Source organism: Bordetella tumbae (assembly GCF_054780995.1).
This window is the reverse complement of sequence record NZ_BAAGVG010000018.1, coordinates 172,871-199,108: the sequence shown is the minus strand read 5'-3', so window position 1 is coordinate 199,108 and position 26,238 is coordinate 172,871. Positions and strand designations below refer to the sequence as shown.

Annotated in this window: 33 protein-coding genes and 1 tRNA gene; 32 read left to right on the top strand and 2 right to left on the bottom strand. The window is 61.1% G+C overall.

Going from position 1 to position 26,238, the window contains the following annotated elements:
- Positions 1 to 93: 93 nt before the first annotated feature.
- From ACYVI2_RS15790 to tatC, 25 genes are all read left to right on the top strand, one after another.
- Positions 94 to 1,035, top strand: coding sequence for a LysR family transcriptional regulator (locus ACYVI2_RS15790; protein ID WP_415815262.1), 942 nt, complete (start codon positions 94 to 96; stop codon positions 1,033 to 1,035).
- 121 nt (positions 1,036 to 1,156) lie between these two features.
- On the top strand, positions 1,157 to 1,783 hold the full coding sequence (locus ACYVI2_RS15785; RefSeq protein ID WP_415815260.1) for an OmpW/AlkL family protein: 627 nt from the start codon (positions 1,157 to 1,159) through the stop codon (positions 1,781 to 1,783).
- 84 nt (positions 1,784 to 1,867) lie between these two features.
- A complete protein-coding gene (locus ACYVI2_RS15780; protein WP_415815258.1) occupies positions 1,868 to 2,854 on the top strand; it encodes a Bug family tripartite tricarboxylate transporter substrate binding protein in 987 nt (328 codons plus the stop codon).
- 195 nt (positions 2,855 to 3,049) lie between these two features.
- A complete protein-coding gene (locus ACYVI2_RS15775; protein ID WP_415816463.1) occupies positions 3,050 to 3,910 on the top strand; it encodes an ABC transporter ATP-binding protein in 861 nt (286 codons plus the stop codon).
- Positions 3,907 to 4,695, top strand: a complete 789-nt coding sequence (gene mlaE / locus ACYVI2_RS15770; protein WP_415815256.1) for a lipid asymmetry maintenance ABC transporter permease subunit MlaE — start codon at positions 3,907 to 3,909, stop codon at positions 4,693 to 4,695. Before ACYVI2_RS15775 ends, mlaE begins: the two co-directional genes overlap by 4 nt.
- Positions 4,696 to 4,709: 14 nt before the next feature.
- The gene (mlaD, locus tag ACYVI2_RS15765) at positions 4,710 to 5,219 is read left to right on the top strand and encodes an outer membrane lipid asymmetry maintenance protein MlaD (RefSeq protein WP_415815254.1); all 510 of its coding nucleotides are present in this window, start codon (positions 4,710 to 4,712) and stop codon (positions 5,217 to 5,219) included.
- Positions 5,220 to 5,314: 95 nt separating this feature from the next.
- Entirely contained in the window at positions 5,315 to 6,118 is an 804-nt protein-coding gene (locus ACYVI2_RS15760; RefSeq protein ID WP_415815252.1) for an MlaA family lipoprotein, read from the top strand.
- A 29-nt stretch (positions 6,119 to 6,147) separates the two neighbouring features.
- Entirely contained in the window at positions 6,148 to 6,780 is a 633-nt protein-coding gene (locus ACYVI2_RS15755) for an MlaC/ttg2D family ABC transporter substrate-binding protein (protein ID WP_415815250.1), read from the top strand.
- Between the two features lie 88 nt (positions 6,781 to 6,868).
- Entirely contained in the window at positions 6,869 to 7,678 is an 810-nt protein-coding gene (locus ACYVI2_RS15750; protein ID WP_415815248.1) for an ABC transporter ATP-binding protein, read from the top strand.
- Positions 7,675 to 8,487, top strand: a complete 813-nt coding sequence (locus ACYVI2_RS15745; RefSeq protein ID WP_415815246.1) for an ABC transporter permease — start codon at positions 7,675 to 7,677, stop codon at positions 8,485 to 8,487. The genes ACYVI2_RS15750 and ACYVI2_RS15745 overlap by 4 nt, the downstream gene beginning before the upstream one ends.
- A 4-nt stretch (positions 8,488 to 8,491) precedes the next feature.
- Positions 8,492 to 8,737, top strand: a complete 246-nt coding sequence (locus ACYVI2_RS15740; protein WP_415815244.1) for a BolA family protein — start codon at positions 8,492 to 8,494, stop codon at positions 8,735 to 8,737.
- A complete protein-coding gene (murA, locus tag ACYVI2_RS15735; protein WP_415815242.1) occupies positions 8,737 to 10,005 on the top strand; it encodes a UDP-N-acetylglucosamine 1-carboxyvinyltransferase in 1,269 nt (422 codons plus the stop codon). The genes ACYVI2_RS15740 and murA overlap by 1 nt, the downstream gene beginning before the upstream one ends.
- Positions 10,002 to 10,682, top strand: coding sequence for an ATP phosphoribosyltransferase (gene hisG, locus ACYVI2_RS15730; protein ID WP_415815240.1), 681 nt, complete (start codon positions 10,002 to 10,004; stop codon positions 10,680 to 10,682). The genes murA and hisG overlap by 4 nt, the downstream gene beginning before the upstream one ends.
- Positions 10,683 to 10,777: 95 nt before the next feature.
- Complete coding sequence (hisD, locus tag ACYVI2_RS15725) at positions 10,778 to 12,082, top strand: histidinol dehydrogenase (RefSeq protein WP_415815238.1); 1,305 nt, start codon at positions 10,778 to 10,780, stop codon at positions 12,080 to 12,082.
- Entirely contained in the window at positions 12,079 to 13,179 is a 1,101-nt protein-coding gene (hisC, locus tag ACYVI2_RS15720; protein WP_415815236.1) for a histidinol-phosphate transaminase, read from the top strand. The genes hisD and hisC overlap by 4 nt, the downstream gene beginning before the upstream one ends.
- A 17-nt stretch (positions 13,180 to 13,196) precedes the next feature.
- The gene (hisB, locus tag ACYVI2_RS15715) at positions 13,197 to 13,784 is read left to right on the top strand and encodes an imidazoleglycerol-phosphate dehydratase HisB (RefSeq protein WP_415815234.1); all 588 of its coding nucleotides are present in this window, start codon (positions 13,197 to 13,199) and stop codon (positions 13,782 to 13,784) included.
- 22 nt (positions 13,785 to 13,806) lie between these two features.
- On the top strand, positions 13,807 to 14,460 hold the full coding sequence (gene hisH, locus ACYVI2_RS15710) for an imidazole glycerol phosphate synthase subunit HisH (RefSeq protein ID WP_415815232.1): 654 nt from the start codon (positions 13,807 to 13,809) through the stop codon (positions 14,458 to 14,460).
- A gap of 60 nt (positions 14,461 to 14,520) precedes the next feature.
- On the top strand, positions 14,521 to 15,261 hold the full coding sequence (hisA, locus tag ACYVI2_RS15705) for a 1-(5-phosphoribosyl)-5-[(5-phosphoribosylamino)methylideneamino]imidazole-4-carboxamide isomerase (protein WP_415815229.1): 741 nt from the start codon (positions 14,521 to 14,523) through the stop codon (positions 15,259 to 15,261).
- Positions 15,258 to 16,100, top strand: a complete 843-nt coding sequence (gene hisF / locus ACYVI2_RS15700; protein WP_415815227.1) for an imidazole glycerol phosphate synthase subunit HisF — start codon at positions 15,258 to 15,260, stop codon at positions 16,098 to 16,100. The genes hisA and hisF overlap by 4 nt, the downstream gene beginning before the upstream one ends.
- Positions 16,101 to 16,109: 9 nt before the next feature.
- Positions 16,110 to 16,514 (top strand): phosphoribosyl-AMP cyclohydrolase, encoded by a 405-nt coding sequence (gene hisI, locus ACYVI2_RS15695; protein ID WP_415815225.1) that lies wholly within the window; start codon positions 16,110 to 16,112, stop codon positions 16,512 to 16,514.
- Positions 16,511 to 16,858 (top strand): phosphoribosyl-ATP diphosphatase, encoded by a 348-nt coding sequence (locus ACYVI2_RS15690; protein WP_415815223.1) that lies wholly within the window; start codon positions 16,511 to 16,513, stop codon positions 16,856 to 16,858. The genes hisI and ACYVI2_RS15690 overlap by 4 nt, the downstream gene beginning before the upstream one ends.
- Positions 16,859 to 16,871: 13 nt before the next feature.
- Entirely contained in the window at positions 16,872 to 17,240 is a 369-nt protein-coding gene (locus tag ACYVI2_RS15685) for a histidine triad nucleotide-binding protein (RefSeq protein WP_415815221.1), read from the top strand.
- Between the two features lie 18 nt (positions 17,241 to 17,258).
- Entirely contained in the window at positions 17,259 to 17,489 is a 231-nt protein-coding gene (gene tatA / locus ACYVI2_RS15680) for a Sec-independent protein translocase subunit TatA (RefSeq protein ID WP_094824085.1), read from the top strand.
- A gap of 94 nt (positions 17,490 to 17,583) precedes the next feature.
- Positions 17,584 to 18,126: a Sec-independent protein translocase protein TatB gene (gene tatB, locus ACYVI2_RS15675; RefSeq protein ID WP_415815219.1), complete on the top strand. Its 543-nt coding sequence runs from the start codon at positions 17,584 to 17,586 to the stop codon at positions 18,124 to 18,126.
- A complete protein-coding gene (gene tatC, locus ACYVI2_RS15670) occupies positions 18,123 to 18,926 on the top strand; it encodes a twin-arginine translocase subunit TatC (protein WP_415815217.1) in 804 nt (267 codons plus the stop codon). The genes tatB and tatC overlap by 4 nt, the downstream gene beginning before the upstream one ends.
- 33 nt (positions 18,927 to 18,959) lie before the next feature.
- On the opposite strand, the gene ACYVI2_RS15665 is transcribed toward tatC, so the two are convergent.
- Complete coding sequence (locus ACYVI2_RS15665; protein WP_415815215.1) at positions 18,960 to 20,147, bottom strand: trypsin-like peptidase domain-containing protein; 1,188 nt, start codon at positions 20,145 to 20,147, stop codon at positions 18,960 to 18,962.
- Between the two features lie 20 nt (positions 20,148 to 20,167).
- Between ACYVI2_RS15665 and ACYVI2_RS15660 the strand changes: the two genes are divergently transcribed.
- Entirely contained in the window at positions 20,168 to 20,944 is a 777-nt protein-coding gene (locus ACYVI2_RS15660; protein ID WP_415815213.1) for a Nif3-like dinuclear metal center hexameric protein, read from the top strand.
- Between the two features lie 129 nt (positions 20,945 to 21,073).
- Here the strand turns inward: ACYVI2_RS15660 and mscL are convergent, their stop codons facing one another.
- Positions 21,074 to 21,520 (bottom strand): large conductance mechanosensitive channel protein MscL, encoded by a 447-nt coding sequence (gene mscL, locus ACYVI2_RS15655; RefSeq protein ID WP_415815211.1) that lies wholly within the window; start codon positions 21,518 to 21,520, stop codon positions 21,074 to 21,076.
- A gap of 146 nt (positions 21,521 to 21,666) precedes the next feature.
- On the opposite strand from mscL, the gene petA reads away from it, so the two are divergent.
- The 6 genes from petA to ACYVI2_RS15625 all read left to right on the top strand — a co-directional run bounded on the left by petA (position 21,667) and on the right by ACYVI2_RS15625 (position 26,084).
- The gene (petA, locus tag ACYVI2_RS15650) at positions 21,667 to 22,308 is read left to right on the top strand and encodes a ubiquinol-cytochrome c reductase iron-sulfur subunit (RefSeq protein ID WP_415815209.1); all 642 of its coding nucleotides are present in this window, start codon (positions 21,667 to 21,669) and stop codon (positions 22,306 to 22,308) included.
- Positions 22,309 to 22,371: 63 nt separating this feature from the next.
- Entirely contained in the window at positions 22,372 to 23,760 is a 1,389-nt protein-coding gene (locus ACYVI2_RS15645) for a cytochrome b (RefSeq protein ID WP_415815207.1), read from the top strand.
- A gap of 19 nt (positions 23,761 to 23,779) precedes the next feature.
- Positions 23,780 to 24,622 (top strand): cytochrome c1, encoded by an 843-nt coding sequence (locus tag ACYVI2_RS15640; protein WP_415815205.1) that lies wholly within the window; start codon positions 23,780 to 23,782, stop codon positions 24,620 to 24,622.
- Positions 24,623 to 24,782: 160 nt separating this feature from the next.
- Positions 24,783 to 25,394 (top strand): glutathione S-transferase N-terminal domain-containing protein, encoded by a 612-nt coding sequence (locus tag ACYVI2_RS15635; RefSeq protein WP_415815203.1) that lies wholly within the window; start codon positions 24,783 to 24,785, stop codon positions 25,392 to 25,394.
- A 17-nt stretch (positions 25,395 to 25,411) separates the two neighbouring features.
- Positions 25,412 to 25,876: a ClpXP protease specificity-enhancing factor gene (locus ACYVI2_RS15630; protein ID WP_415815201.1), complete on the top strand. Its 465-nt coding sequence runs from the start codon at positions 25,412 to 25,414 to the stop codon at positions 25,874 to 25,876.
- A gap of 132 nt (positions 25,877 to 26,008) precedes the next feature.
- Positions 26,009 to 26,084, top strand: a tRNA-Thr gene (locus tag ACYVI2_RS15625).
- The last annotated feature ends 154 nt before the right edge of the window (positions 26,085 to 26,238 follow it).

Here is a 26,238-nt window from a genome sequence, read left to right as displayed (position 1 = left end):
AAATCAGGTTATCACCGGGACCCGCCAGAGCCCTCATCGAAAAATGTCCCAGACCTATAATCCGCCGTTATTGCCCCAGACAGGAAAACCGCGATGCAGGACGACGCGATCACTGACACAGGTGCCTCGGCCCACCCCGCCGCGAGACCTCTGAATCTGCGCCAGATCGAAGTCTTTCGCGCCATCATGATGGCGGGCTCGATCAGTGGAGCGGGCCGATTACTGCATGTCTCGCAACCCGCGGTCAGCCGCGTGCTGTCGCTCACGGAATCGCGCCTGGGCTATCCGCTTTTCGAGCGCGCGAAAAGCCGGTTGACGCCTACTCCAGAAGCGCTACGCCTCTACGCAGAGGTCGAGCAGGTCTATGGCGGGATTCAGCGCGTCAACGATCTCGCGATTGCGTTGGGCGAGGCAGGCGCAGGCGTGTTGCGCGTCGTATGCTCCGCCAGCTACGGGCAGCGCCTGGTGCCGCGCACGCTACTGGCCATGCGCGGACGCACGGAACGCAGCCGGGTCGACTACCGCAGCGTTACTTTTGACGAACTCGCGGGCTACTTTCTGACAGGGCGCGCCGACGTCGGTCTATCCATGTCCCCACCTCAACACCCGCATCTGAATTCGGTGCGGCTGGGAACGGTACCCATTGTCTGTATCGCGCCGAACGATCACCCGTTGGCAAGCCACGACATCGTGCACGCTCATGATTTCGGCTCTGCGCAATGGATAGGTTATCCCGCTGGCACGCCCCTCAGTCACGCACTCACCGGGTTCTTTGGCAATACGCAGCCGTGCCCTGCCGCGGTCGAAGTCCATTCGCCAGTCACGGCCTGTGCTTTCGTACTGCAGGGTTTGGGGCCGGCCCTCGTAGATCGCTGGTGCATCACGCCAGAATTAGCTGAACGCGTGGCCATCCGGCCCATTCATCCAGAAGCCCATGTGGAAATCTGGGCCACCCACTCCACGCTAGCCCCATTGCCGCTGCTCGGCCGCCGTTTTCTCGACGCCGCGCGATGTGTCATCGAACAGGGCGCCTAGCCCTGACGATCAGCATCAATTTTTCGCGCAATGCTGCCGTGCTTGATATGGATCAAGCCAGATATCGATAGACCCTGCCACCATCTCCGTGCCGATAGCTCTCGGTCTTTACGGAGAAGTCATGTCATTACGCAGTACCTTGGCGGCCGCATTCTGCCTGGTCAGCCTGAGCGCCATCCCGGCCCACGCCCACGAGGCCGGCGATTGGCTTTTCAAACTGGGCGTCACCCAGGTCAGCCCGAAATCCAATAATGGCAGCGTGCTCGATGGCACAGTCGATCTCGACGTCAGCAGCAACGTGCGGCCGAGTTTCACGGTGACCTATATGGCCACTCGGCACATCGGTATCGAACTGCTGGGCGCGTTGCCCTTTCAGCACAACGTATCCGGCGACGCCGGGCTGGGAAAAATCGGCACAACCAAACAACTGCCCCCCACGCTCAGCGTGCAATGGCATTTCCTGCCGGATCACACGGTACAACCCTACGTCGGCGTGGGGCTGAACTACACCCATTTCTTTGACACGCACACACGCGGCCCACTCGCCGGCTCGAGCCTGAAACTCAGCGACTCCTGGGGATTCGCCGGACAGCTTGGCGTTGATATCAAACTCAGCGACCGCTGGTTTATGAACGCAGATATTCGTTATATCGACATTTCGTCGAAGGTAAAACTCGACGGCCAACGCATCGGCACTGCGCGCATTGACCCGTGGGTCACGACCCTGGCGGTGGGTTATCGCTTTTAACGCCAGCGCGGCAGTGGGCGCGAAGAGGTCATAACGGTCATAATAGTTGACCCGCGCTATGTCTAAGAAAAGAGGAGCCCGCGCATGAAATCTTTACGTCCCTTGCTCGCCAGCCTGTTGGCGATCGCCACGGTGGCCGGCGCGTCGCAGGCCCGCGCCCAAGATCTCGGTGATTGGCCGTCCAAACCGATTACCTTCATCGTGCCTTACGCGCCCGGCGGCTTTGCCGATACTCGCATGCGTCTCATCGCACGCAAGCTGGGCGATGTGCTCAAGCAGACCGTCGTTGTCGAAAACAAGGCGGGCGCCGGAGGTGTCATCGGCACCAACCTGGTCGCCAAAGCGACTCCCGACGGCTACACCATCGGCGCGGGCAATCTGGCTCCGTTGGCGGTCAATCCCAGTCTGATGGCTCAGATGCCCTACAAGGCGGACAAAGACCTGGCGCCCATCATCCTGGTCGAGAACAGCCCTCTCGTGCTCAGTGTGACGAACGCATTGCCGGTCAAAAACCTGCAGGAATTGATTGATCTGGCCAAGCAAAAACCAGGGACACTGACTTTTGGCTCCTCGGGTGTGGGCGGCGCTCACCACTTGTCGGGAGAAATGTTCCGCGAACAGGCAGGCATCGACATCGTGCATGTACCGTATAAAGGCGGCAGCCCGGCCTCTGCGGACCTGATGGGCGGGCATATTTCGATGATGTTCGAAATGGGATATGCGGCGTTGCCCGCCATTCAGAGCAAAAAGGTTCATCCGATTGCCGTGACGTCGGCCAAACGCCTCGCGGTGCTGCCCGATGTCCCCACCCTGGCCGAGGCAGGACTGCCTGGGTTCGAGTCATATAACTGGCAGGGAATCATTGCGCCCGCAGGGACGCCCGCCCCCATCATTGCCAAGCTGAACACCGAGTTGAACAACATCCTGCAAGACCCGGAAGTGCAACGAGCCATTGCTGATACAGGCAGCCAAGCGGGAGGCGGCACCCCCGAGGATTTCGCCAAATTCATCGCCAGCGAAACCCGGAAATGGGCCGAAGTGATCCAGAAAGGCAACATTACGCTGCAATAACGACACGTTTGCGGCGACAATCACCGTGAGGCGGCAAGTTACAATGGCATTTGCCTGAAACATGCCGCCGCAATAATCACGGTCGTCTGACAGGTACAGTACCCGAGGTCGACGCCTTGACCGGTTCGGCCAAAAACTCTATGGTCGTCCCCTTTGTCGGACACTGTTTACCTGTCCAGGCCCACACTGTTGCCTATGCCCGATCACACGCCCGATAGCCCGCCCCCTGTTCTGTCACTGGACGCAGTGGCGCTTGGCTATGGCGAATTCACGGTGCTGCAAGACATCACCATGACCGTTCAGCCCGGGCAGGTCGTCGCCATCATGGGCGGCTCCGGCTCTGGCAAAACCACGCTGCTACGCGCTGCGACCGGGCAGCTTCGGCCCTTGCGCGGCCAAGTCCATGCATTCGGCACTGATCTGGGCCAAATCGGCCATGATGAGCTGCAGGCGTTGCGCAAGCGCATGGGCGTGCTTTTCCAGCAGGGCGCGCTGTTTACGGACCTGAATGTCTTTGAAAACGTCGCTTTTCCCCTGCGCGAGCACACCCGATTGCCTGAGGCAGAGATTGTGTCACGCGTGCTGGACAAGCTCGACGCGGTCGGGCTGCGTGCGGCGGCGCATCTGCGCGTAGCGGAAATCTCTGGCGGCATGTCCCGGCGGGTGGCCCTGGCTCGCGCAGTGGTACTGGAGCCCGAACTCATTTTGTACGACGAACCCTTTGCGGGGCTCGATCCGATCTCGATGGGGATCACCGCCCGCCTGATCCGCGACCTGTCCGACCGGCTGCACTGCGCATCAGTGCTGATCACCCACGACGTGCAGGAATCATTTTCCATTGCCGATCAGGTCTACCTGGTCGGCCAGGGCCGTCTGGTCATCTCCGGGTCACCGCAATCCCTGTCCGAATCGCAAGACCCGTACGTCAAGCAATTCCTGCGTGGCGAGCCCGATGGCCCGGTCGCCTTTCAGTATCCCGACACGCCGGCGTTTCAGGCCTGGCTGGCCAAACAAGCCGGCGCAGCCCAGTCTTCCCTCGGAGGCCGAAAATCATGATCGGGCCAGTTCGAGCGGTCAGCGCCGTGGGCCGTTGGGTGCGCGACAGCATCAGCGGCGTCGGCGGGTTTACCCGCTTTGTAAACAGCCTCCTGGCGCGCAGCGGCATCGTCGTGTCGCGTCCCCGGCTGGTCTCCCAGCAAGTGCACTTCATCGGCAACTATTCCCTGCTGATCATCGTCGTATCGGGCCTATTTGTCGGCTTCGTGCTGGGATTGCAGGGCTATTACACGCTGAACCGCTATGGTTCCGAAGAAGCCCTCGGCCTGCTGGTCGCCCTGTCCCTGGTTCGCGAACTGGGCCCCGTGGTGACGGCACTCCTGTTTGCCGGCCGCGCCGGTACCTCGCTGACCGCCGAGATCGGTCTCATGAAGGCGGGTGAGCAGCTCTCGGCCATGGAGGTCATGGCCGTCGATCCGATGCGCCGGGTGCTCGTGCCGCGCTTGTGGGGCGGCATCATCGCCATGCCGGTATTGGCCGCCGTGTTTTCAATGGTAGGCATCCTGGGCGGCTGGATTGTCGGCGTACTGCTCATTGGGGTAGATGCCGGCGCATTCTGGTCGCAAATGCAAAATGGCGTCGATGTCTGGAATGACGTCGCCAATGGCGTCCTGAAAAGCATTGTGTTCGGGGTCACCGTCACGCTCGTCGCGCTCTACGAGGGCTGGCACGCCCGCGCCACCCCAGAGGGCGTGGCGCGGGCCACCACCCGGACTGTCGTCGTAGGCTCGCTCGCCGTGCTGGGCCTGGATTTCCTGCTTACCGCCCTGATGTTTGGCAACTAATACGGATTTGCATCATGTCACGCGAAAAAACCGATTTTTGGGTAGGGCTCTTCGTGCTGCTCGGCGCAGCCGCCCTGGTGTTTCTGGCCTTGCGCGCCGGCAACCTCAGCAGCTTCTCGTTTGCGCCGACATACACGCTGACCGCCGATTTTGACAATATTGGCGGCCTGAAAGCGCGCGCGCCCGTCAAGAGCGCTGGCGTGGTGGTGGGTCGCGTCAGTAACATCACCTTCGACGACCGTTCTTTCAAGGCCGTTGTCGCGCTCAATCTCGAAGAAGGCTACCAATTCCCCAAAGATACGTCGGCCTCCATCCTGACCTCGGGGTTGTTGGGCGAGCAGTACGTAGGGCTGACGGCGGGCGGCGACGAGCAAAATTTTGCCGATGGAGGCAAAATCCGCTATACCCAAAGCGCCGTTGTCCTGGAAAACCTGATTAGCCAATTCCTCTACAACAGCGCGCAAAACCAAGGGTCCAATTCGGAAAAATCCGGCGAACAACCCAGTGCGCCGCCAACGAACTGAAATACCGCACTGGCGGCCGTTGACCGAACACCTTTGCCCAACCTGCTCCGGCAGGCGACTTGTGAACAGAACCTTTGCTTGGCATTGACCCCATCATGACTATGCCCACCTACGCTCGATTTGCCTCTGCCCTGGCCGTCTGCGCGCTGACCGCCGGTTGCGCCGCTCCAGGCAACCCGGATCCCCGCGATCCCTGGGAAGGCTTCAACCGCGGCGTATACAAATTCAACGACACGGTCGACCGGGCTCTGTTCAAGCCTGTCGCGCAGGCCTATACCTACGTCACGCCTGAGCCGGTACGTAGCTGCGTCCACAACATGTTCAGTAACGTGGGCGATCTCTGGTCGGCCACCAACAGTTTCCTGCAGGGCCGCGGCCACGATTTCGTCAACACGTTGGGACGATTCCTGTTCAACACCACCATGGGCATAGGCGGCTGCTTTGACGTCGCGTCGGCCAATGGCGCCCGCAAGATCCCCAACGACTTCGGCACGACGCTGGGCGTATGGGGCTTTGGCCAGGGCCCCTATTTGGTGCTGCCGTTCTTTGGTTCGAGCAGCGTGCGTGACGGCGCCGGCCTGATCGGCGACTGGCAAGGCGGCATTTACACCTACAGCAGCCCGGGTTCGATCGACAACGTGCCGATCCGCAACAGCTTGTGGGGCCTCGATCTCGTCGACACGCGTGCCAGCTTGCTCGACACCACCGATATGGTCGACCGGGTGGCGCTGGATCCCTACAGCTTTATCCGTGACGCCTACCTGCAACGCCGCGCCGCCATGGTACGTGGCAGCGCCGAGGGCGAGGGCAATCTGCCCGATTACGACATCGATGACGATGACGACGCAGCCGCCGCGCCGGCTCAACCTGCCGCCCCTGCGCCCACGCCCACCCAATAACCAGGATGCCCCACTCAAAAGGAGCTCTCATGCGAATTTCTGCTTTTTCCTTGCTGCAACGTCTGTTCCTGGCCGCGACGATCGGCCTGATGGCCGCCACCGCGGCCCAAGCCAAGCCCGATGCCCATGGCGCGCCCGACAAGTTCGTACTTGACGCCGCTAATGAGGCCCTGAATGTGCTCAAGGCCGACTCCAAGGTCAAATCCGGCGATCTCGCCCACATCAACCAGGTCGTCGACACGTACATCCTGCCGTACGTCAATTTCCGCAAAACCACGCAGTTGTCTGCCGGCCGTTACTGGCGCCAAGCCACGCCCGAGCAACAAACGGCCCTGGCCAACGCCTTTCGCGGCACCCTGGTCCGCACTTATAGCGGTGCGCTGACCGGCGTGACCCAAAACACTTCCATCAAGCTGCTGCCGTTCCGGGATGATCCGAACGCGGACGACGTGGTCGTACGCAGCCTGATTACGCAGGCAAACGGCCAGCCCGTCGGCGTTGACTATCGCCTCGAAAAAGACCCCCAGCAAGGCTGGCGCATCTACGACATGAACGTCGAAGGTATCTGGCTGATCCAGAACTACCGCAATCAATTCGCGCAGCAGATCGAGCAATCCGGCATTGACGGGCTGATCAAGGCACTGAACCAGCGCAACCAATAAACCCAAGCGGCGACCGGGACAAAGCCGTCCCGGAGGGGCCGCCATTTATAATGGGCGATTCGCTCTTTTCCGGGCCTTCGCCGTTGCCATGTCTGCAGTCAGTCTAGAACACGTATCCAAGATTTATCCACCACGCCAGGCGGGTTGGAAAAAATGGCTTGGGCGTACCCCCGGCCAGGGGTTTCAGGCCCTGAACGACGTCAGCCTGCGCATCGAGCCCGGCGAGTTTTTCGGCTTGCTAGGTCCCAACGGGGCCGGCAAAACCACTCTGATTTCCATTCTGGCGGGCTTGGCGCGTGCCTCCAGTGGCAGTGCCAGTGTCTGTGGCTACGATGTCACCACCGACTATAAAATGGCCCGTCGCGCGTTGGGCGTGGTGCCGCAAGAGCTGGTCTACGACCCGTTTTTCACCGTGCGCGAAACGCTGCGCATCCAGTCGGGCTATTTTGGCCTGCGAAAAAACGACGACTGGATTGACGAAATCCTGTTCAATTTAGGTTTGGCAGACAAGGCCAACAGCAATATGCGCGCCTTGTCGGGCGGGATGAAGCGGCGCGTCCTGGTCGCCCAGGCGCTGGTGCATCGCCCGCCAGTCATCGTGCTGGATGAGCCCACCGCGGGCGTGGATGTCGACCTGCGCCGCACCCTGTGGGAATTCATCTCGCGGCTGAACAAGGCTGGCCACACCATCATGCTGACCACGCACTACCTCGAAGAAGCCGAGGCCTTGTGCGGACGTATCGCCATGCTCAAAGGCGGGCGCATCGTGGCACTGGATACCACGCAGGCCTTGCTGGCGCGCGTGGGCGGCGTGGATCTCGAAGACGCCTTTGTGCGCATCATGCACCAGGACACGCCGTTGTCGGCCGAACTCGAACCTGAAGAGGCTCTTTCGTGACCCCGCCGCTGACCCCGACCGAACAACCCTTGGTGCAGCCTCGCCTGGATGCGGGCTCCGGCTTTCCCACGCTGTTGCGCAAGGAGCTCCTGCGCTTCTGGAAAGTCGCGTTCCAGACCATTGCCGCCCCGGTCGTCACAGCCTTGCTTTACCTGCTGGTGTTTGCTCACGTGCTGGAAGGGCGCGTCATGGTGTACAACACCGTGCCGTACACCGCATTCCTGATTCCAGGATTGATGATGATGAGCATGCTGCAAAATGCTTTTGCCAATCCCTCATCATCGTTGATCCAGAGCCGTATCACCGGTAATTTGGTGTTCGTGCTCCTGCCGCCCTTATCGCACCGCGAGATTTTTTCGGCCTATCTGCTGGCCGCGATCGTGCGTGGTCTGGCAGTAGGCGCCTGTGTGTGGCTGGTGGCCATCTGTTTCACGCCGCTGCCCTTGGTGCATCTGGGCTGGATCGTCGTATTCGCCATTCTGGCCTGCGGCATCATGGGCACATTGGGCCTGATTGCCGGTTTGTGGTCAGAGAAATTCGACCAACTCGCCGTATTTCAAAACTTTCTGATCATGCCGGCCACATTTCTGTCCGGCGTGTTCTACTCCATTCACACACTGCCGCCGTTCTGGCAAACCGTGTCGCACTGGAACCCCATTTTTTATACGATCGATGGCTTTCGCTACGGGTTCTTCTCCGTATCGGACGTATCGCCGTGGCACAGCCTGGCCGTCGTGACGGGGGTCTTCGCCGTTTTGGTGATCTGTGCCTTGCGGCTCTTGGCCAGCGGCTACAAACTCAGGAATTGACGCCATGCTGCCTACCCCCGAGCAGGTTCGCCAATATATCGCCGACGGGCTGCCTTGCGATCATCTGGATGTGCAGGGCGATGGCTCCCATTTTGACGCAGTCATCGTCAGCCCTGCGTTCGAAGGCAAACGCCTGATTGCACGCCATCAGCTGGTCTACGCCGCACTGGGCGACCGCATGAAAGCCGAAATCCACGCGCTCTCGATGCGCACCCTGACACCCGACGAATACTCCAAGGCGGGCAACTGATGGACAAGCTACGCATCACCGGCGGCGCACCCCTGCGCGGCGAAGTCACCGTCTCCGGCGCCAAGAACGCGGCATTGCCCATTCTGTGCGCAGGCCTGCTTACTGCCGACACCGTCTCCCTGGCCAACGTGCCAGCGCTGAACGACACGTCCACCATGCTGCGCCTGCTGGCCCGCATGGGGGTCAAGGCTGAGCGCGGCGCCGATGGCATCGTGACCCTGCAGGCCAACCAGGTTGACAACCTGGAGGCCCCCTACGATCTGGTCAAGACCATGCGTGCCTCGATCCTGGTGCTCGGGCCGCTGCTTGCACGCTTTGGCGAGGCTCGCGTGAGCCTGCCCGGCGGATGCAGCATCGGCCAACGGCCGGTCGACCAGCACATCAAGGGCCTGGCCGCATTGGGCGCCGACATTCGCATCGAACACGGCTTCGTCATCGCCAAAGCTCCACGGCTAAAGGGCGCGTCCATTCTCACAGACATGGTCACCGTCACGGGCACGGAAAACCTGCTGATGGCCGCCGTATTGGCCGAGGGCCAGACCGTTCTCGAGAATGCTGCCCGCGAACCCGAGGTGGTCGATCTGGCCGAGTTGCTGATCAAAATGGGCGCGCGGATCCAGGGTCATGGTACGGACCGCATCGTGATCGATGGCGTGGACAGCCTGCATGGCGCCGAACATCGTGTCAGCCCCGACCGGATCGAAGCAGGAACCTTTCTCTGCGCCGTGGGAGCGGCGGGCGGCGACATCGTTTTGCGCAATGTCGCCCCAGAGATGATGGGCGCGACCTTGGACAAGCTCACCGAAGCCGGCCTTACGCTGGAAACCGGCCCGGACTGGATTCGCGGCGCCATGCACGGCCGGCCGCGCGCAGTCGGCTTTCGCACTCATGAATACCCCGGTTTTGCCACAGACATGCAAGCCCAGCTGATGGCCTTGGACACCATTGCACAAGGCACCTCGGTGATCGTGGAGACCATCTTTGAAAACCGCTACATGCACGTACAAGAGCTACGCCGCATGGGTGCGGACATCGACATCGACGGCCACACCGCCGTGGTGCGCGGCGTCGAACGCCTGTCGGGCGCCATCGTCATGGCCACCGACCTGCGCGCCTCGGCCAGCCTGGTCATCGCCGGCCTGGCTGCCGAAGGGCAAACCACCATCGACCGCATTTACCACCTGGATCGCGGCTACGACCGCATGGAAGTCAAACTACGTGCGCTGGGCGCTGACATTCAGCGCTTGAGCGGCAAGGAATCCCTATGAGTCCCGTCGCCAACGCTCCCATTACCCTGGCGTTATCCAAGGGCCGCATTTTCGAGGAAACGCTGCCGTTGCTGGCCGAGGCCGGCATCGAAGTCCCCGAAAATCCGGAGAGCTCGCGCAAGCTGATTCTGCCTACCAGCGACCCCGGCCTGCGCCTGATCATTGTTCGTGCTTCCGACGTACCCACCTACGTCCAGTACGGCGCCGCCGATCTCGGTATCGCCGGCAAAGACGTGCTGATCGAGCACGCAGCCCAGCATCCTGGCGGCCTGTACCAGCCCATCGACCTGAACATCGCCAAATGCCGCTTGTGCGTCGCGGTGCGCAATGGATTCGACTACGAGGCCGCTGTCCACCAAGGCGCACGCCTGCGCGTAGCCACCAAATACGTGCAATCGGCACGCGAGCACTTTGCGGCCAAAGGCGTCTACGTCGACATCATCAAGCTTTATGGTTCGATGGAGCTCGCCCCGCTGGTCGGGCTGGCCGACTGCATCGTCGACCTGGTGTCCTCAGGCGGTACGCTGCGCGCCAATGACCTGGTCGCCGTAGAAGACATCATGGCCATTTCGTCGCGCCTGATCGTCAACCAGGCCTCGCTCAAGACGCGCGGCGCGCGGCTGCAGCCCCTGTTGGACGCGTTCCAACGGGCGGCAAATGCCGGCACCGCGGCCTGACACGGCCTGCGCCCGCTACACTATGTCTTTACCTGCTCCGGTGGCCGCGCTGATATACGGCGCCGCCGGGGGTCTCTTTGCTTCACCATGACGCCATGGCTCTGATCAATCGCCTCGATTCCCGTCAGCCGGATTTTGCTGCCGCGCTGTCCAAACTGCTGGCTTTCGAAGCCACCGAAGACGAATCCGTCGACCGCGCCGCGGCCGGCATTCTGGCGGACGTCCGCCATCGCGGCGATACGGCGCTGCTGGAATACACCCAGCGCTTTGATCGCGTTGCCGAGTCGTCGGCCGACGCTCTCGAAATTCCCAAGGCCGACTGGCATGCCGCATTGGCGGCCTTGCCCGCCGCGCAGCGTAATGCGCTGGAAACCGCTGCCGACCGCGTGCGCGCCTATCACGAGCACCAACGCGGCGAGACCTGGACCTACACCGATGCCGAGGGCACCCTGCTGGGCCAGCAGATCACCCCGCTGGACCGCGTGGGCTTGTACGTGCCCGGCGGCAAGGCTGCGTACCCCTCGTCAGTCCTGATGAATGCAATCCCGGCCAAAGTCGCGGGTGTCCCCGAGTTGATCATGGTTACGCCCACGCCTGACGGCGTACGCAATCCGATCGTCCTGGCCGCCGCCGCCATTGCCGGTGTGGATCGCGCCTTCGCCATCGGCGGCGCCCAGGCCATCGGTGCATTGGCCTACGGCACGGCGACCGTGCCGGCAGTGGACAAGATCGTCGGTCCGGGCAACGCCTATGTCGCGGCCGCCAAACGCCGCGTATTCGGCACCGTCGGCATCGACATGATCGCGGGCCCCAGCGAGATTCTGGTCATCTGCGACGGCAATACCCCGGCAGATTGGATCGCCATGGACCTGTTTTCGCAGGCCGAGCACGACGAATTGGCGCAATCCATCCTGTTGTGCCCCGATGCTGCCTTCATCAACGAGGTCGAGGCCGCCATCGAGCGTCTGTTGCCCACCATGCCGCGCGCCAACATTCTGCGCGTGAGCCTTGCCAATCGCGGGGCCTTGATTCTGGTGCGGGATCTGGACGAAGCCTGTGCCATTGCGAACGACATCGCCCCCGAGCACTTGGAAATCTCGACCGAGCAGCCCGAACACTGGACGGCACGCATCCGGCATGCCGGCGCCATCTTTATGGGCCGCTTCAGCTCAGAATCGCTGGGCGACTATTGCGCCGGCCCCAACCACGTATTGCCCACGTCCCGCACGGCCCGGTTTTCCTCGCCGCTGGGTGTGTACGATTTTCAAAAGCGCTCCAGCCTGATCCAGGTATCCCAACAGGGCGCCCAGACCCTGGGCCGCATTGCCGCCGAGCTCGCGCTGGGCGAGGGCCTGCAGGCCCACGCAGCCAGCGCGCAATACCGGCTGGACAAGCCATGACGTCGCGCACCGTGGCCGACCGCATCGCCGGTACGGTCCGGGCGGATATCAGGACGCTGAGCGCCTATCCGGTGCCGCCTGCCGCGGGCGGCATCAAGCTCGACGCCATGGAGTGCCCGTACGAGCTGCCCGATGCCGTACGCGACGACATCGCCCGCGCCGTGCGCGATACCGCGCTCAATCGCTACCCGGCAGGTGACACCACCGAACTCGCCCATGGCGTACGTCAGGCGTTCGGCATTCCTGCCGAATCCGGATTGTTGTTTGGCAACGGATCCGACGAACTCATTCATCTGATCGTTCAAGCCTGTTGCGAGCCCGGCGACACCGTACTGTCGCCGTGGCCATCGTTTGTCTATTTCGACATGGCGGCACGCTTTGATCACGCGCGTTTCGTCGGCGTACCGCTGACTGCGGATCTGCAATTGGATTTGCCCGCGATGTTGCAGGCCATCGCCCAGCATCGTCCCAAGGTCGTCTTTTTAGCCCTGCCCAACAACCCCACCGGCGGTCTATGGCCCGACGAGGCCGTACAGGCAATCATCGATGCCGCGCCCGGCTTGGTCGTCCTGGACGAGGCCTATCAGCCCTTTGCCGACCATACCTGGATGACACGTCTGCCGGCGCTGTCCCATGCCGTGATCCTGCGTACCGTCTCCAAGATCGGCCTGGCGGGTCTGCGCTTCGGTTATCTGTCCGGCCACCCCGACTGGATCGCACAATTCGACAAAGTACGTCCTCCGTACAACTTGAACGTCCTGACGCAGGCTGCGTTGCGCGTGGTATTACGTCACAAGGCCGTTCTCGACCAGCAGGCAGCCCAGTTGCGTGCCGATCGCGAGCCGCTGGCCCGTGCGTTGGCCGATCTGCCGGGCGTCACCGTCTTTCCGAGCGCCGGAAACTTCGTTCTGGCGCGCTTTTCCGGTGAGCTGGACGGTAACACTGTGCATCTTGCGCTGAAAACGCGCAAAATACTGGTAAAGAACGTTTCCAGCGCACACCCGTTGCTGGCCAACTGCCTGCGAATCTCGATAGGCACGCCCGCCGAAAACGCCGCACTGCTATCCGCTCTACAAGACATTCTCCGTTCCCATTAGGCTCGCCCCTTCTTTTTATGCGTACCGCCGATATCACCCGCAACACCAACGAAACGCGCATCCGCGTGTCCGTCAATCTGGACGGCACCGGCAAGCAAACCCTGGACACAGGCGTGCCGTTTCTGGACCACATGCTGGACCAAATCGCCCGGCATGGCCTGATCGACCTGGACATCAAGGCCGAGGGGGATCTGCACATCGACGCGCACCACACCGTCGAAGACGTCGGCATCACATTGGGAATGGCCGTCGCCAAGGCCGTAGGCAGCAAGGCCGGCCTGCGCCGCTATGGACACGCCTATGTACCGCTGGACGAGGCCCTCTCGCGCGTGGTCATCGACTTTTCCGGCCGGCCAGGCCTGGAATATCACATCCCGTTTACGCGGGCGCGCATTGGTAATTTCGACGTGGACCTGACCCGCGAATTTTTCCAGGGCTTCGTCAATCACGCATTGACCACGCTGCACATCGACAACCTGCGCGGCTTCAACGCCCATCACCAATGCGAAACCGTCTTCAAGGCATTCGGCCGTGCCCTGCGCATGGCGCTGGAAGTCGACCCGCGCGTGGGCGACGCCGTGCCCTCCACCAAAGGCGTGCTGTAACCCCACCCGCAGGCAGAATTCAGTGACCACTATTGCCATCGTCGATTACGGAATGGGCAATTTCCATTCCGTGGCGCGCGCGCTGCGCTACGCTGCGCCCGATGCCGACATCCGCATCTGCAACCGTGCCGCCGATATTGATGCGGCCGATCGCGTCGTATTTCCAGGCCAGGGCGCCATGGCCGATTGCATGCGCACCCTGAACGAATCGGGGCTGCGCGACGCCGTCGTGCGCGCCGCGCACACCAAACCGCTATTAGGTGTCTGCGTAGGCGAACAAATGCTGTTCGAGAGCAGCGAAGAGGGCAATACCCCGTGTCTGGGCGTGTTCCCCGGCACCGTACGCCGATTCTCGGGCGACCAGTTTGCGGACGGCACCCCGTCCCGTTCAGGCGATGAGCGCCTGAAAGTCCCTCACATGGGATGGAACCAAGTCCGCCAGACGCGCTCCCATGCTTTGTGGGACGGGATTCCAGACCTGACACACTTTTATTTTGTGCACAGCTACTACGCCGCGCCCGCCGATCCCGCGCTGACTATCGGGGAAACCGACTATGGCGGCACGTTTACGTGCGCTGTCGCAGCCGCTAACATTTTCGCGGTGCAATTTCACCCCGAGAAAAGTGCGGCGCACGGTTTGCGCCTGTATCGCAATTTTGTAGACTGGAACCCATAACTCCCGTACGAGCCTCGGGCCGGACCTCTTTCAACCTTTTTTCAACGCTCGCTATTCACCATGCTGCTGATCCCCGCCATCGATCTCAAAGACGGGCGCTGCGTACGCCTACGCCAGGGAGACCTCGACGAGGTAACGGTATTCTCTGAAGAACCCGCCACCATGGCCTCGCACTGGCTCGACCTGGGCGCACGCCGCCTGCACTTGGTCGACCTGAACGGCGCCGTCGCCGGCAAGCCCAAGAACGACGCTCCCATCAAGGCCATTCTGGAGGCCGTAGGCGACGAGATTCCCGTGCAAATCGGCGGCGGTATCCGTGACCTCGACACCATCGAGTCGTATCTGGATGCCGGCATCTCGTACGTCATCATCGGCACCGCCGCTGTGAAAAACCCGGGATTCCTGCAAGACGCCTGCGGCGCCTTTCCCGGCAAGATCATCGTGGGCCTGGACGCCCGGGATGGCAAGATCGCCACTGACGGCTGGAGCAAGCTCACCCGCCACGACGTGCTGGACTTGGCCAAAAAGTTCGAAGACTACGGTTGCGAATCGATCATCTACACCGACATCAGCCGCGACGGCATGCTCTCGGGCGTCAACGTTGATGCCACGGTCAAGCTCGCGCAACATGTCCGCATCCCCGTGTTCGCCTCGGGCGGCATCGCCGACATGAAAGACATCGAAGCCCTGTGCGCAGTCGAAGACGAAGGCGTCGAGGGCGCCATTCTGGGCCGCAGCATCTACGAAGGCACGCTTGATTTTCAAGCCGCCCAGGCCCGCGCCGACGAACTCAATCCATGAACACGCCTACTGCCACGACAGCCACGACGCCGGTAACGTCCTCGAATATCGCCGGACTATCCGGTGCGCTGACCCGCCGCATCATTCCTTGCCTGGATGTCACAGCCGGGCGCGTCGTCAAAGGGGTCAATTTCGTCAACCTGACCGACGCGGGCGATCCTGTTGAAATCGCCCGCCGTTACGACGAGCAGGGCGCCGACGAACTCACGTTCCTGGACATCACCGCCACCAGCGATGATCGCGATCTGATTCTGCCCATCATCGAGCAGGTCGCCTCGCAGGTATTCATCCCTCTGACCGTCGGCGGTGGCGTACGCCAGGTCTCCGACGTGCAGCGCCTGCTCAATGCCGGTGCCGACAAGATCAGCATCAACAGCGCGGCCGTCGCCAACCCCGAGTTGGTACGCGCCGCTGCCAGTTACCACGGCTCGCAATGCATCGTGGTCGCCATCGATGCCCGCCGAGTTTCCGCGCCTGGCGAGCCCGCCCGTTGGGAAGTCTTTACCCACGGCGGCCGCAAATCGACCGGCCTGGACGCCGTGCAATGGGCCAGCCAGATGGCGGCCTATGGTGCAGGCGAAATCCTGTTGACCAGCATGGACCGGGACGGCACCAAATCAGGCTTTGATATCGAGCTCACCCGGGCCGTATCGGACGCGGTACCGGTTCCCGTGATTGCTTCAGGCGGCGTCGGCAGCCTGCAGCACTTGGCCGACGGCGTCACCGCCGGGCGCGCCAGTGCAGTGCTCGCAGCCAGCATTTTCCACTTTGGCCAACACACGGTGCGCGAATGCAAGACATTCATGGCCAACCAAGGCATCGCCGTCAGACTAGATTAGACTGTGCCTATGAATACCGATCCCGCCTGGATGGCCGAGGTTGTTTTTGACGACAACGGCCTGATTCCCGCCATCGCCCAAGACGCCGAAAACGGCCAGATCCTGATGGTGGCCTGGATGAACAGCGACGCCCTGGCCGAAACAGCCGCCACGGGGCGTGCTGTCTATTGGTCGCGTTCGCGCCAACGCCTCTGGCGCAAAGGCGAAGAATCCGGCCACACACAGACCGTGCACGATTTGCGCCTGGACTGCGACGGCGACGTCATCCTGCTCAAGGTGCACCAAGAGGGCGGTATCGCCTGCCATACCGGTCGGGCCAGTTGCTTTTTCCGCCGCCTGGAGGGCCCAGCCGACAGCGCCTCCTGGGTGACCGTCGACCCTGTCCTGAAAGACCCGGAGCACATTTACAAATGAGCCCGTCCTTATCCGGCACCGACACGCTGGCGCGTATCGCCGACACCCTGGAAACCCGCCGCCCCGAAAACGGCGGCGATCCGCAATCGTCGTACGTCGCCAAACTGCTGGCCAAAGGCCCCGATGCCTTTCTGAAGAAAATCGGCGAGGAAGCCACCGAGCTCGTCATGGCCGCCAAGGACGGCGTGCCGGAGCGCATCATCAGCGAAACTGCCGATCTGTGGTTTCATTGTCTCGTCACGTTGACTCACTACAATCTGCGCCCCGAAGACGTGTTGGCCGAGCTGGCACGACGGGAAGGCCTCTCGGGCCTCGAAGAAAAAGCACGGCGCCCCGCGTCTTGAGTACGGAACAACCATGAGCGACAACTGTATCTTCTGCAAAATCGCCCGCGGCGAAATTCCCTCAAAAATCGTTTACGAAGATGAGGAATTCGTTGCGTTTCACGACATTAACCCAGCCGCGCCCGTCCATCTGCTGCTCATCCCGCGCCGACACATTGTCTCGCTGCAGGACGTCAGCGCAGACGATGCGGGCTGGTTAGGTAAAATGACAGTATTGGCATCCCGCCTAGCAGCGGAAAATGGCTGCCGACCGGGCCCCGATGGGGGATTTCGTCTCGTTGCCAACGCCGGCACCGAGGGCGGCCAGGAAGTACCGCATTTGCATTTCCATATCATCGGCGGTCAGCGTCCCTGGAAAGGGCGCGTGGCTCCCAACGCATAACCCCGGAGAACCGTCATCATGGGTAGCTTTAGCATCTGGCATTGGTTGATCGTCCTGGTCATCGTGGCACTCGTATTCGGCACCAAGAAACTGCGCAATATCGGCGGAGATCTTGGCGGCGCCGTCAAAGGCTTCAAGGAAGGCATGAAAGAAGCCAACAGCGATACCAAGCCCGAACAGGTCTCGCAGCAAAAAGTCGCCGACGACACCATCGACGTCCAGGCCAAAGAAAAGACCAACAACTCCTAATCCGCGTGGCTCGGGTTTAACCCCCCTCAGGCAACGTCCCCGGGCGTTGCCTTGCCGCGTTCCTAGTCTCTTTGTTTAAGCGAGCAGATGTCGCATGTTTGATGTCAGTTTCACTGAGCTGATGGTGATTGGCGTCATTGCGCTGATTGTCATCGGGCCGGAACGGCTGCCCAAAGTGGCACGCACCGTCGGACATTTGCTCGGCCGTGCCCAACGTTACGTCAATGACGTCAAAAGCGACATCCAACGCGAGATCGAAATCGACGAACTGCGCAAGTTCAAAAGCGAGATGGACGATGCCGCGAGCAGCGTGAAAACCTCTCTGCGGGACACCGAAAACTCGCTGCGCACCAACCTGAATGACACCGCCCGCGAGGCCACGCAAGGCATCTCGGACCTGAAAAAAGAAGTCGAGACTCCCGCTGGCAGCCCGACAGCAGCAGAGACTCCCGCGCTGAATGCAGGCCAGTCCGTCGCAGCCGATACGGCAGCGGCCAGCACACCGGCACCGGCCGCCACCGCGACGCAGCCGTCTGCTCCCACGGCACCATCTGCCTCAGCACCCACCACCGATACCGCGGCCGTCTCCCCTGACTCGGCGACCGCCCCCCAACCGAAAACCCCGACCACGCCGTGACCCAGAACGCCAAGCACGACGAGCTGGACCAGGATCAGCCGCAAGAAACCTTTATCTCGCACCTGGTCGAGCTACGCAGCCGCCTCATGAAGGCCGCCATCACCGTGATCGGCGTCTTCGTAGTGCTGTTTCTCTATCCGGGCGCCTCGGTCATTTACGACATCCTGGCGCAACCCATGCTGTCTTCGCTGCCCGAAGGCACACGTATGATTGCCACGGGCGTCATTACGCCGTTCATGGTGCCGGTCAAGGTCACCTTGATGGCCGCCTTTGTCATCTCGTTGCCGGTCGTGCTGTATCAGGCCTGGGCCTTTGTCGCGCCCGGCCTCTACCGTCACGAAAAACGCCTGGCTATGCCGCTCATCGTGTCCAGCACGCTGCTGTTCATATTGGGCATGGCGTTCTGCTATTTCTTCGTCTTTCGTACGGTCTTTCACTTCATTGCGACCTTCGCCCCGCAATCCATCACGCCCGCGCCGGATATCGAGGCCTATCTCAGCTTCGTCATGACGATGTTCATGGCATTCGGCATCACGTTCGAAGTCCCGGTCGCAGTGGTTTTGCTGGTCAAGACCGGCATCGTCGAATTGAGCAAACTGCGCAGCGCGCGCGGCTACGTTGTCGTCGGCGCCTTTGTCATTGCTGCGGTCGTCACCCCGCCCGACGTCGTCAGCCAATTCATGCTGGCCGTCCCGCTGTGCTTGTTGTACGAAGTCGGCTTGATCGTGGCGCGCATGGTCACGCCCAACAGCAAAGACACCGATTCAGACGATACGGGCAGCCTCACCGAACAACGCTAACCGTTACACAGACGCCCCGATAGCTCGCCAGATTCAACGTGGCTGTGTCGGCCGCATGCCGATAGTCACCGACATATCGCGCAACTTGCCGCCGCGCATCACGCCCAGCGTGGCTTTTTCTCCGGGCGGCAATGCCGCGATCAAACGCAGCAGCGTCATCGTATCCTGCACCTCCGCATCATCTACCGTCTGCACAATATCGCCGACACGCAGCCCGCCTTTGCCTGCAGGACCATCACGAATCACCCCGGCGATCACCACACCTTTCGTATTCGTCGGCAGACTGAAGGCACGCGCCAAATCAGGGGTGATGTCTTGCGGTTCGATTCCTAGCCAACCCCGCCGTACCGCACCGGTCTTGATGATTTCTTCCATGATCTTGCGCGCCGTATCCACCGGAATCGCAAATCCGATCCCCAGAGAGCCGCCCGTCTCGGAATAAATCGCCGCATTGATCCCCACCAGATTGCCTTGTGTATCGATCAGCGCACCACCAGAGTTGCCAGGGTTGATCGCGGCATCCGTCTGGATGAAATTCTCATACGTATTGATGCCCAGGCCATTGCGGCCCAATGCCGACACGATACCTTGCGTCGTAGTCTGTCCCACGCCAAACGGGTTACCAATCGCCAGGACCACGTCGCCGACATGCAGGCTGCGGTCAGTGGCCAACACCGCCACCGGCAGCGGACGCAAGTTATCCGCCAGTTTCAGCACCGCCAGATCGGTATCCGGGTCGGCTCCCACGACCTTTGCGGTCCCGGCGCGGCCATCGGCCAGCGCCACCTCGATCGCATCGGCCGCCTCGACCACGTGATAATTCGTCAGCACATAGCCTTCACTGCTCACAATCACGCCGGACCCCAGGCTGGTGGACGCCTGGCGGCGGCTCAAGCCCGGGACCTGGCCAAACAACTGCCGCAGAATCGGATCCTCGGGCAATGGCACGACTGGTACATTCACGTGCTTGCTGGTGTACACATTCACCACCGCCGGCGTCGCACGCGACACGGCATACGCGTACGACGAGACACCAGGTTCAATGACGGCAGGCACGCCTGCACCCGTCACAGGCGCGGCAGGAGCGCTTTGCCTGGCCGAATCCGATGCCGGCGCAGGCGCAGACAGACGCAGCCAATCGGGCCGCAACGTAGTCACGACGAATAAAATGGCCAGACACACCGTGACGGCCTGAGCAAATATCAGCCAATAGCGACGCATAATCCTGACAAGGTAGGGCAATGAAAACGATCGACACCCGCGAACTGGCTGCGTGGCTGGACGCCACGCTGCAAGCGCCGCGATTCAAAGATTACTGTCCCAACGGTCTGCAAGTCGAAGGCAAACCGCGCGTAGGCCACATTATCACCGGAGTTACTGCCTCCGAGGCGCTCATACGCGCCGCCATCGAGCGTAACGCAGATGCCGTGCTCGTACACCACGGCTGGTTCTGGAAAAACGAGGATCCTCGCGTACGAGGCCCTCGCCGCACTCGCCTGGCCCTCACACTGGCGCACGACCTCAATCTGTTCGCCTACCACTTGCCACTGGATGCCCACCCGGAATGGGGCAACAACGCCCAACTGGCACGTGTGCTGGGATTGACCCCCGAACGCGACGACACAGGGGCTCCCCTCACGTGCGGCCACGGCGACCTGATCTGGCTCGGCAATGCGCCAGACGTGAGCACACTGGGCGCATTGGCCACACGCGTGCAGCAACGCCTCGGACGCCAGCCCCTGGTCATTGGCGACCCCGATCAACCCCTGCGCCGCATCGCGTGGTGCACAGGTGGCGCACAAAGCATGCTGGCCGATGCCATCGATGCCGGCGCCGATGCCTACATCACCGGCGAGGCCTCAGAGCCCACCTATCACTTGGCACGCGAAACCGGCACAGGATTTATTGGCGCCGGCCACCATGCCACGGAGCGCTATGGCGCCCAGGCATTGGGTGAAGCCGTAGCAAAACAATTCGGCATCCGAGTCGAATTCATCGACATCGACAACCCGGTATAAACCGGCGCCGCACGTCCGAAACCAGCCCGAGGTTTCACCGCAAACCAAATGACGCATGCCCCTGACCAACTCGGCCAGGGGCATGCGTCATTGCGAGCCCGGTGTGCCTCGGGGCAGCATCATCGGGGCTTACTTCCTCAGCAAATCGCGGATTTCGCGCAGGACCACCACGTCTTCGGGGGGAGCTTCAGGCGCGGCGGGCGCTTCTTCTTCCTTGCGACGTGCCTTGTTGATCATCTTGACGATAATGAAAACAACAAACGCTAACAGAATGAAATTGATAAGGATCGTCAAGAAGTTGCCCCAAGCCAACACATTGGCGCCTGCCTTGCTCAAATCGGCATAGGTCATGGGGCCGGTGTAGCCCTCGGGCATAGACAAAACGAGGAACTTGTTGGAAAAATCAACCGAGCCGCCGAGGATGAAATTCACCAACGGCATGATCAAGTCTTTCACTATCGAGTCCACGATCTTGCCAAATGCCGCCCCGATAATGACACCAATCGCCAGATCTACTGCATTACCTTTGACCGCGAAATCGCGAAACTCTTTGAGAAAACCCGATGCCTTGCTCATGAATACTCCTTAGGTCGTTCGCCCGTGACTGGGCAGGCGCTATAATAAGCGGTTGCGACACTGTTACATGTTTCACACAACAGGTGCTGCGTGCGTGAATCCTGATGCTATACAGGTAATGCATGCGCATCAATAAGGATGGGAAGATGAGTCAGGATACGTTGTTGCATGACGAAGACGGTGCGGTTGATCCCAACCTGCCACCAGATCCTTCTCGCCGCTTCTGGGTCACGACGGCCTGTGCGGTGGGCGGTGTGGCCGGTGTGGCGACCGCCATTCCATTAGTCAGTACCTTTGCCCCATCCGAAAAAGCCCGCGCCGCGGGTGCCCCCGTCGAGGTCGACGTTGCCGATCTGACCCCCGGTCAAATGCGCACCGTCGAATGGCGCGGCAAGCCGGTCTGGATCCTGCGTCGCAGCGACGCCCAGCTCGCCGGCATCAAAAAACAAGACCCCTATCTCGCGGACCCCAATTCCGAGCGGCCTGGCTTTACGCCGGAATACGCCAAGAACGAAGACCGGTCGCGCAAACCCGATCTATTCGTCTGTGTCGGCATCTGTACCCATCTGGGCTGTTCTCCCACTGCGCACTTCGAAACCGGTGGCGGTGGCGGCCTGCCCGCATCCTGGGAAGGCGGCTTTCTGTGCCCCTGCCACGGCTCGACCTTCGATCTGGCCGGTCGCGTGTACCAGAACAAACCCGCGCCCGACAACCTCGAAGTTCCGCCATATCAATACCTGAGCGACACCCGCATCATCGTCGGGGTTGACGAAGACAACAAGGCCTGACGCGCGCTGCGCGCGGCTTTACCCGACCTTAGCAAAATACGCCTCGTATAGAAGGAGCCATTCATGGCTGGCGAAAAAACCGTCGAGACAACAGGGCTGCTGGGCTGGCTGGACCGGCGCTTTCCGGTAACCTCAACCTGGAAGGCGCATCTTTCCGAGTACTACGCGCCCAAGAACTTCAATTTCTGGTATTTCTTCGGGTCCCTGGCCCTGCTGGTGCTGGTCATCCAGATCGTCACCGGTATCTTCCTCGTCATGCACTACAAGCCCGACGCCGAACGCGCGTTCCAGTCGGTCGAATACATCATGCGCGAGGTTCCATGGGGATGGCTGGTGCGCTACATGCACTCCACCGGCGCCTCGATGTTCTTTGTCGTGGTCTACCTGCACATGTTGCGCGGGCTGTTCTACGGTTCCTACCGCAAGCCGCGCGAGCTGGTCTGGATCTTTGGCGTCGCCATCTTCCTGTGCCTGATGGGTGAGGCGTTCTTCGGTTACCTGCTGCCCTGGGGCCAGATGTCCTACTGGGGTGCTCAGGTCATCGTGAACCTGTTCTCGGCCATTCCCTTCATCGGCCCTGAACTGTCGATCTGGATCCGCGGCGACTACGTCGTGTCCGACGCCACCCTGAACCGCTTCTTCTCGTTCCACGTCATCGCCATTCCGCTCGTACTGATCGGCCTGGTGGCAGCGCATCTGGTCGCGCTGCACGAAGTCGGCTCCAACAACCCCGACGGCGTCGAGATCAAGCAAGGTCCCAAAGACAGATACGGCCGCCCGAAAGACGGCATTCCATTCCATCCGTTCTATACCGTGCACGACATCATGGGCGTCGCCGGATTCCTGATCGTCTTTGCCGCGATTGTGTTCTTTGCCCCGGAAATGGGCGGGTATTTCCTGGAATACAACAACTTCATTCCTGCCGACCCGCTCAAGACACCGCCGCACATCGCCCCGGTCTGGTATTTCACGCCGTTCTACTCCATGCTGCGCGCCACCACGGCCGAATTCACATGGATTCTGGCCGGTGCTGCCGTCCTGGGTGCAATCGCACTGCTGTTCAAGAGCAGCCTGAAAGGCATCCTGCGCATCGCCATCCCCGCCTTGCTGATCATCGTCGCCGTCCTGCTGCGCACGATCGACGCCAAGTTCTGGGGCGTGGTCGCCATGGGCGGCGCGGTGGTCATCCTGTTTTTCCTGCCGTGGCTGGATCACTCACCCGTCAAATCCATCCGTTATCGCCCCACGTGGCATAAATGGTTCTACGGCATTTTCATCGTCAATTTCCTGGTGCTGGGTTTCCTGGGTACGCAACCGCCCAACGACGTGTACAACCTCATGTCGCAAATCGGCACGCTGATCTATCTGGGCTTTTTCTTCCTGATGCCGGTATGGAGCCGGCTGGGGACCTTCAAGCCCGTGCCTGACCGCGTGACGTTCCATGCCCATTGACCCACGAACCGAAAACGGAATGACCATGATCAAGAAGCTGATTGGTGCTGTCGCGTTCATGTTCGCGTGCACTGGCGCCTACGCCGCCGAGGGCGGCTACCCCCTGGAAACCGCCCCCAACCGCGTCAATGACGTGGCAGCCCTGCAAAATGGCGCCAAACTATTCGTCAACTACTGTCTGAACTGCCACAGCGCCTCCTCCATGCGCTACAACAAGCTCCAGGACATCGGCCTGACCGACGAGCAGATCAAGGAAAACCTGCTATTTACCGGCGGAAAAGTCGGCGATCTGATGCATGTCGCCATGACGCCCCAGGACGCCAAAAAATGGTTCGGCACCATGCCGCCAGACTTGTCCGTCATTGCCCGCGCCAAATCGGTCAACGCGGGCCCCACCGGCGCCGATTACATCTATACCTATCTGCGCACGTTCTACCGGGACACGGCCCGGGCCACCGGCTGGAACAACCTGGTCTTTCCCAACGTGGGGATGCCGCACGTACTCTGGGAACTGCAAGGCCCGCGCGAGCTCACCACCGTGGCCATGCACGAGGCCTCGGGCGGCGGCTGGGAACGCGTCACCACCACCTACGACAGCCAGGGTTACGCCCAGGTCAAGACCGAGCCAGTCGCGAATTTCCACGGACACGCTACACTTGAGGCTAAGTTCAAGGCTCTGGACCCGGCCAAAGTGGCCAGCTACGACAATGATGTGGCCGATCTGACCGCATTTTTGTCCTGGATGGCCGAACCCCAACAGCTGTTCCGCAAGCAATTGGGGGTCTGGGTGCTGTTGTTCCTGGGCCTGTTCCTGCTGGTGGCTTGGCGTCTGAACGCTTCCTATTGGAAACACGTTCGCTGAAGTTCGCCCCACCGAACAGTTGGACTATGCAATACACTTCGGGGCCGGCACCCTAATCCCGATCGGGCTGCTGTCCGCCTGCCCCACCCTGGTAATCGGGGCCAGCGTTTGCTAGATTAGCGGCGCTGGCCTTTCGCTTTTCATACAAGGACTCACCGCCATGATGGTGCTCTATTCCGGAACCACCTGCCCTTTTTCGCAACGCTGCCGCTTTGTGCTCTTCGAAAAAGGAATGGATTTCGAAATCCGCGACATCGACCTGTACAACAAACCCGAAGACATCTCTGTCATGAACCCGTATGGCCAAGTGCCCATCCTGGTCGAACGTGACCTGGTGCTGTACGAGTCCAACATCATCAACGAATACATCGACGAGCGTTTCCCGCACCCGCAATTGATGCCGGCCGACCCGGTCATGCGCGCGCGCACCCGCCTGTTCCTGTACAACTTCGAAAAAGAGCTGTTCGTGCACGTCTCCACCCTGGAAGACCGCAGCAGCAAGCCCGACGAAAAGAAGCTCGCCACCGCGCGCCAGAGCATCCGCGACCGTCTGGCTCAGTTGGCCCCGTTGCTGTTGAAAAACAAATACATGCTGGGTGAAGAATTCTCCATGCTGGACGTGGCAGTCGCCCCCTTGCTGTGGCGCCTGGATCACTACGGCATCGAGCTCCCCAAGAACGCCGCACCGCTGCAAAAGTACGCTGAACGCATCTTCTCGCGTCCTGCCTACATCGAGGCACTGACGCCTTCTGAAAAAGTGATGCGTCGCTAAGCGGAGGGCTGTGTACGATGGGTGAAACTTCCACCAAACCGTATCTGTTGCGCGCCTTGCACGAATGGTGCACGGACAACGGCTATACGCCGTACATCACCGTGCAAGTCGACGAGCATACCCGTGTGCCCATGGCACATGTCCGCGATGGCCAGATCACGCTCAACGTGGGCACCCTGGCCACCAACAAGCTGGTGCTGGGCAACGAATTCATCGAATTCCAAGCCCGCTTCAGTGGCGTCGCGGAAAACGTCTGGGTACCCGTAGCCGCCGTCAGTGCGATCTACGCGCGCGAAACAGGTGCCGGCATGGGCTTCGAAGTCCAGCCTTACGAGGTTCCCAGTGCGGATGACGCCGCTGTGCCTGCCGACGCCTCAGGCGTCGAACCAGGCGAATTGGCCCCCGCCGCTGCCGATGACGGCAATGGCGACGGCGGTGACGACGACGAACCCAAACGTCCCCGCTTGACCATCGTCAAGTAGGGCGATAATGCCGTTCGTTATCGGTAAATTCTTTGGATTTGCCGACGGAAACCCGGGTAGGCACATGCACGCCCTTAGTTTCCTATACAATGCAAACCCTTCGCCCGCCATGCCAGCCATGGCGGCGCGTCTGCCGGTGTAGCTCAGTTGGTAGAGCAGCTCACTTGTAATGAGAAGGTCGAGGGTTCGATTCCTTTCACCGGCACCATTTAGCAGTACACAACAGTATCAGAAAGTCTACGAAACCCGCACCAGCTAAAGCTATGCGGGTTTTTTGTTGTCTACGATAGTCCAATAGAATCTATTGCAAGACGCCCCCACGTGGGGGCATTATTGGGGGCGTCGGACGATATTCCGCCCCC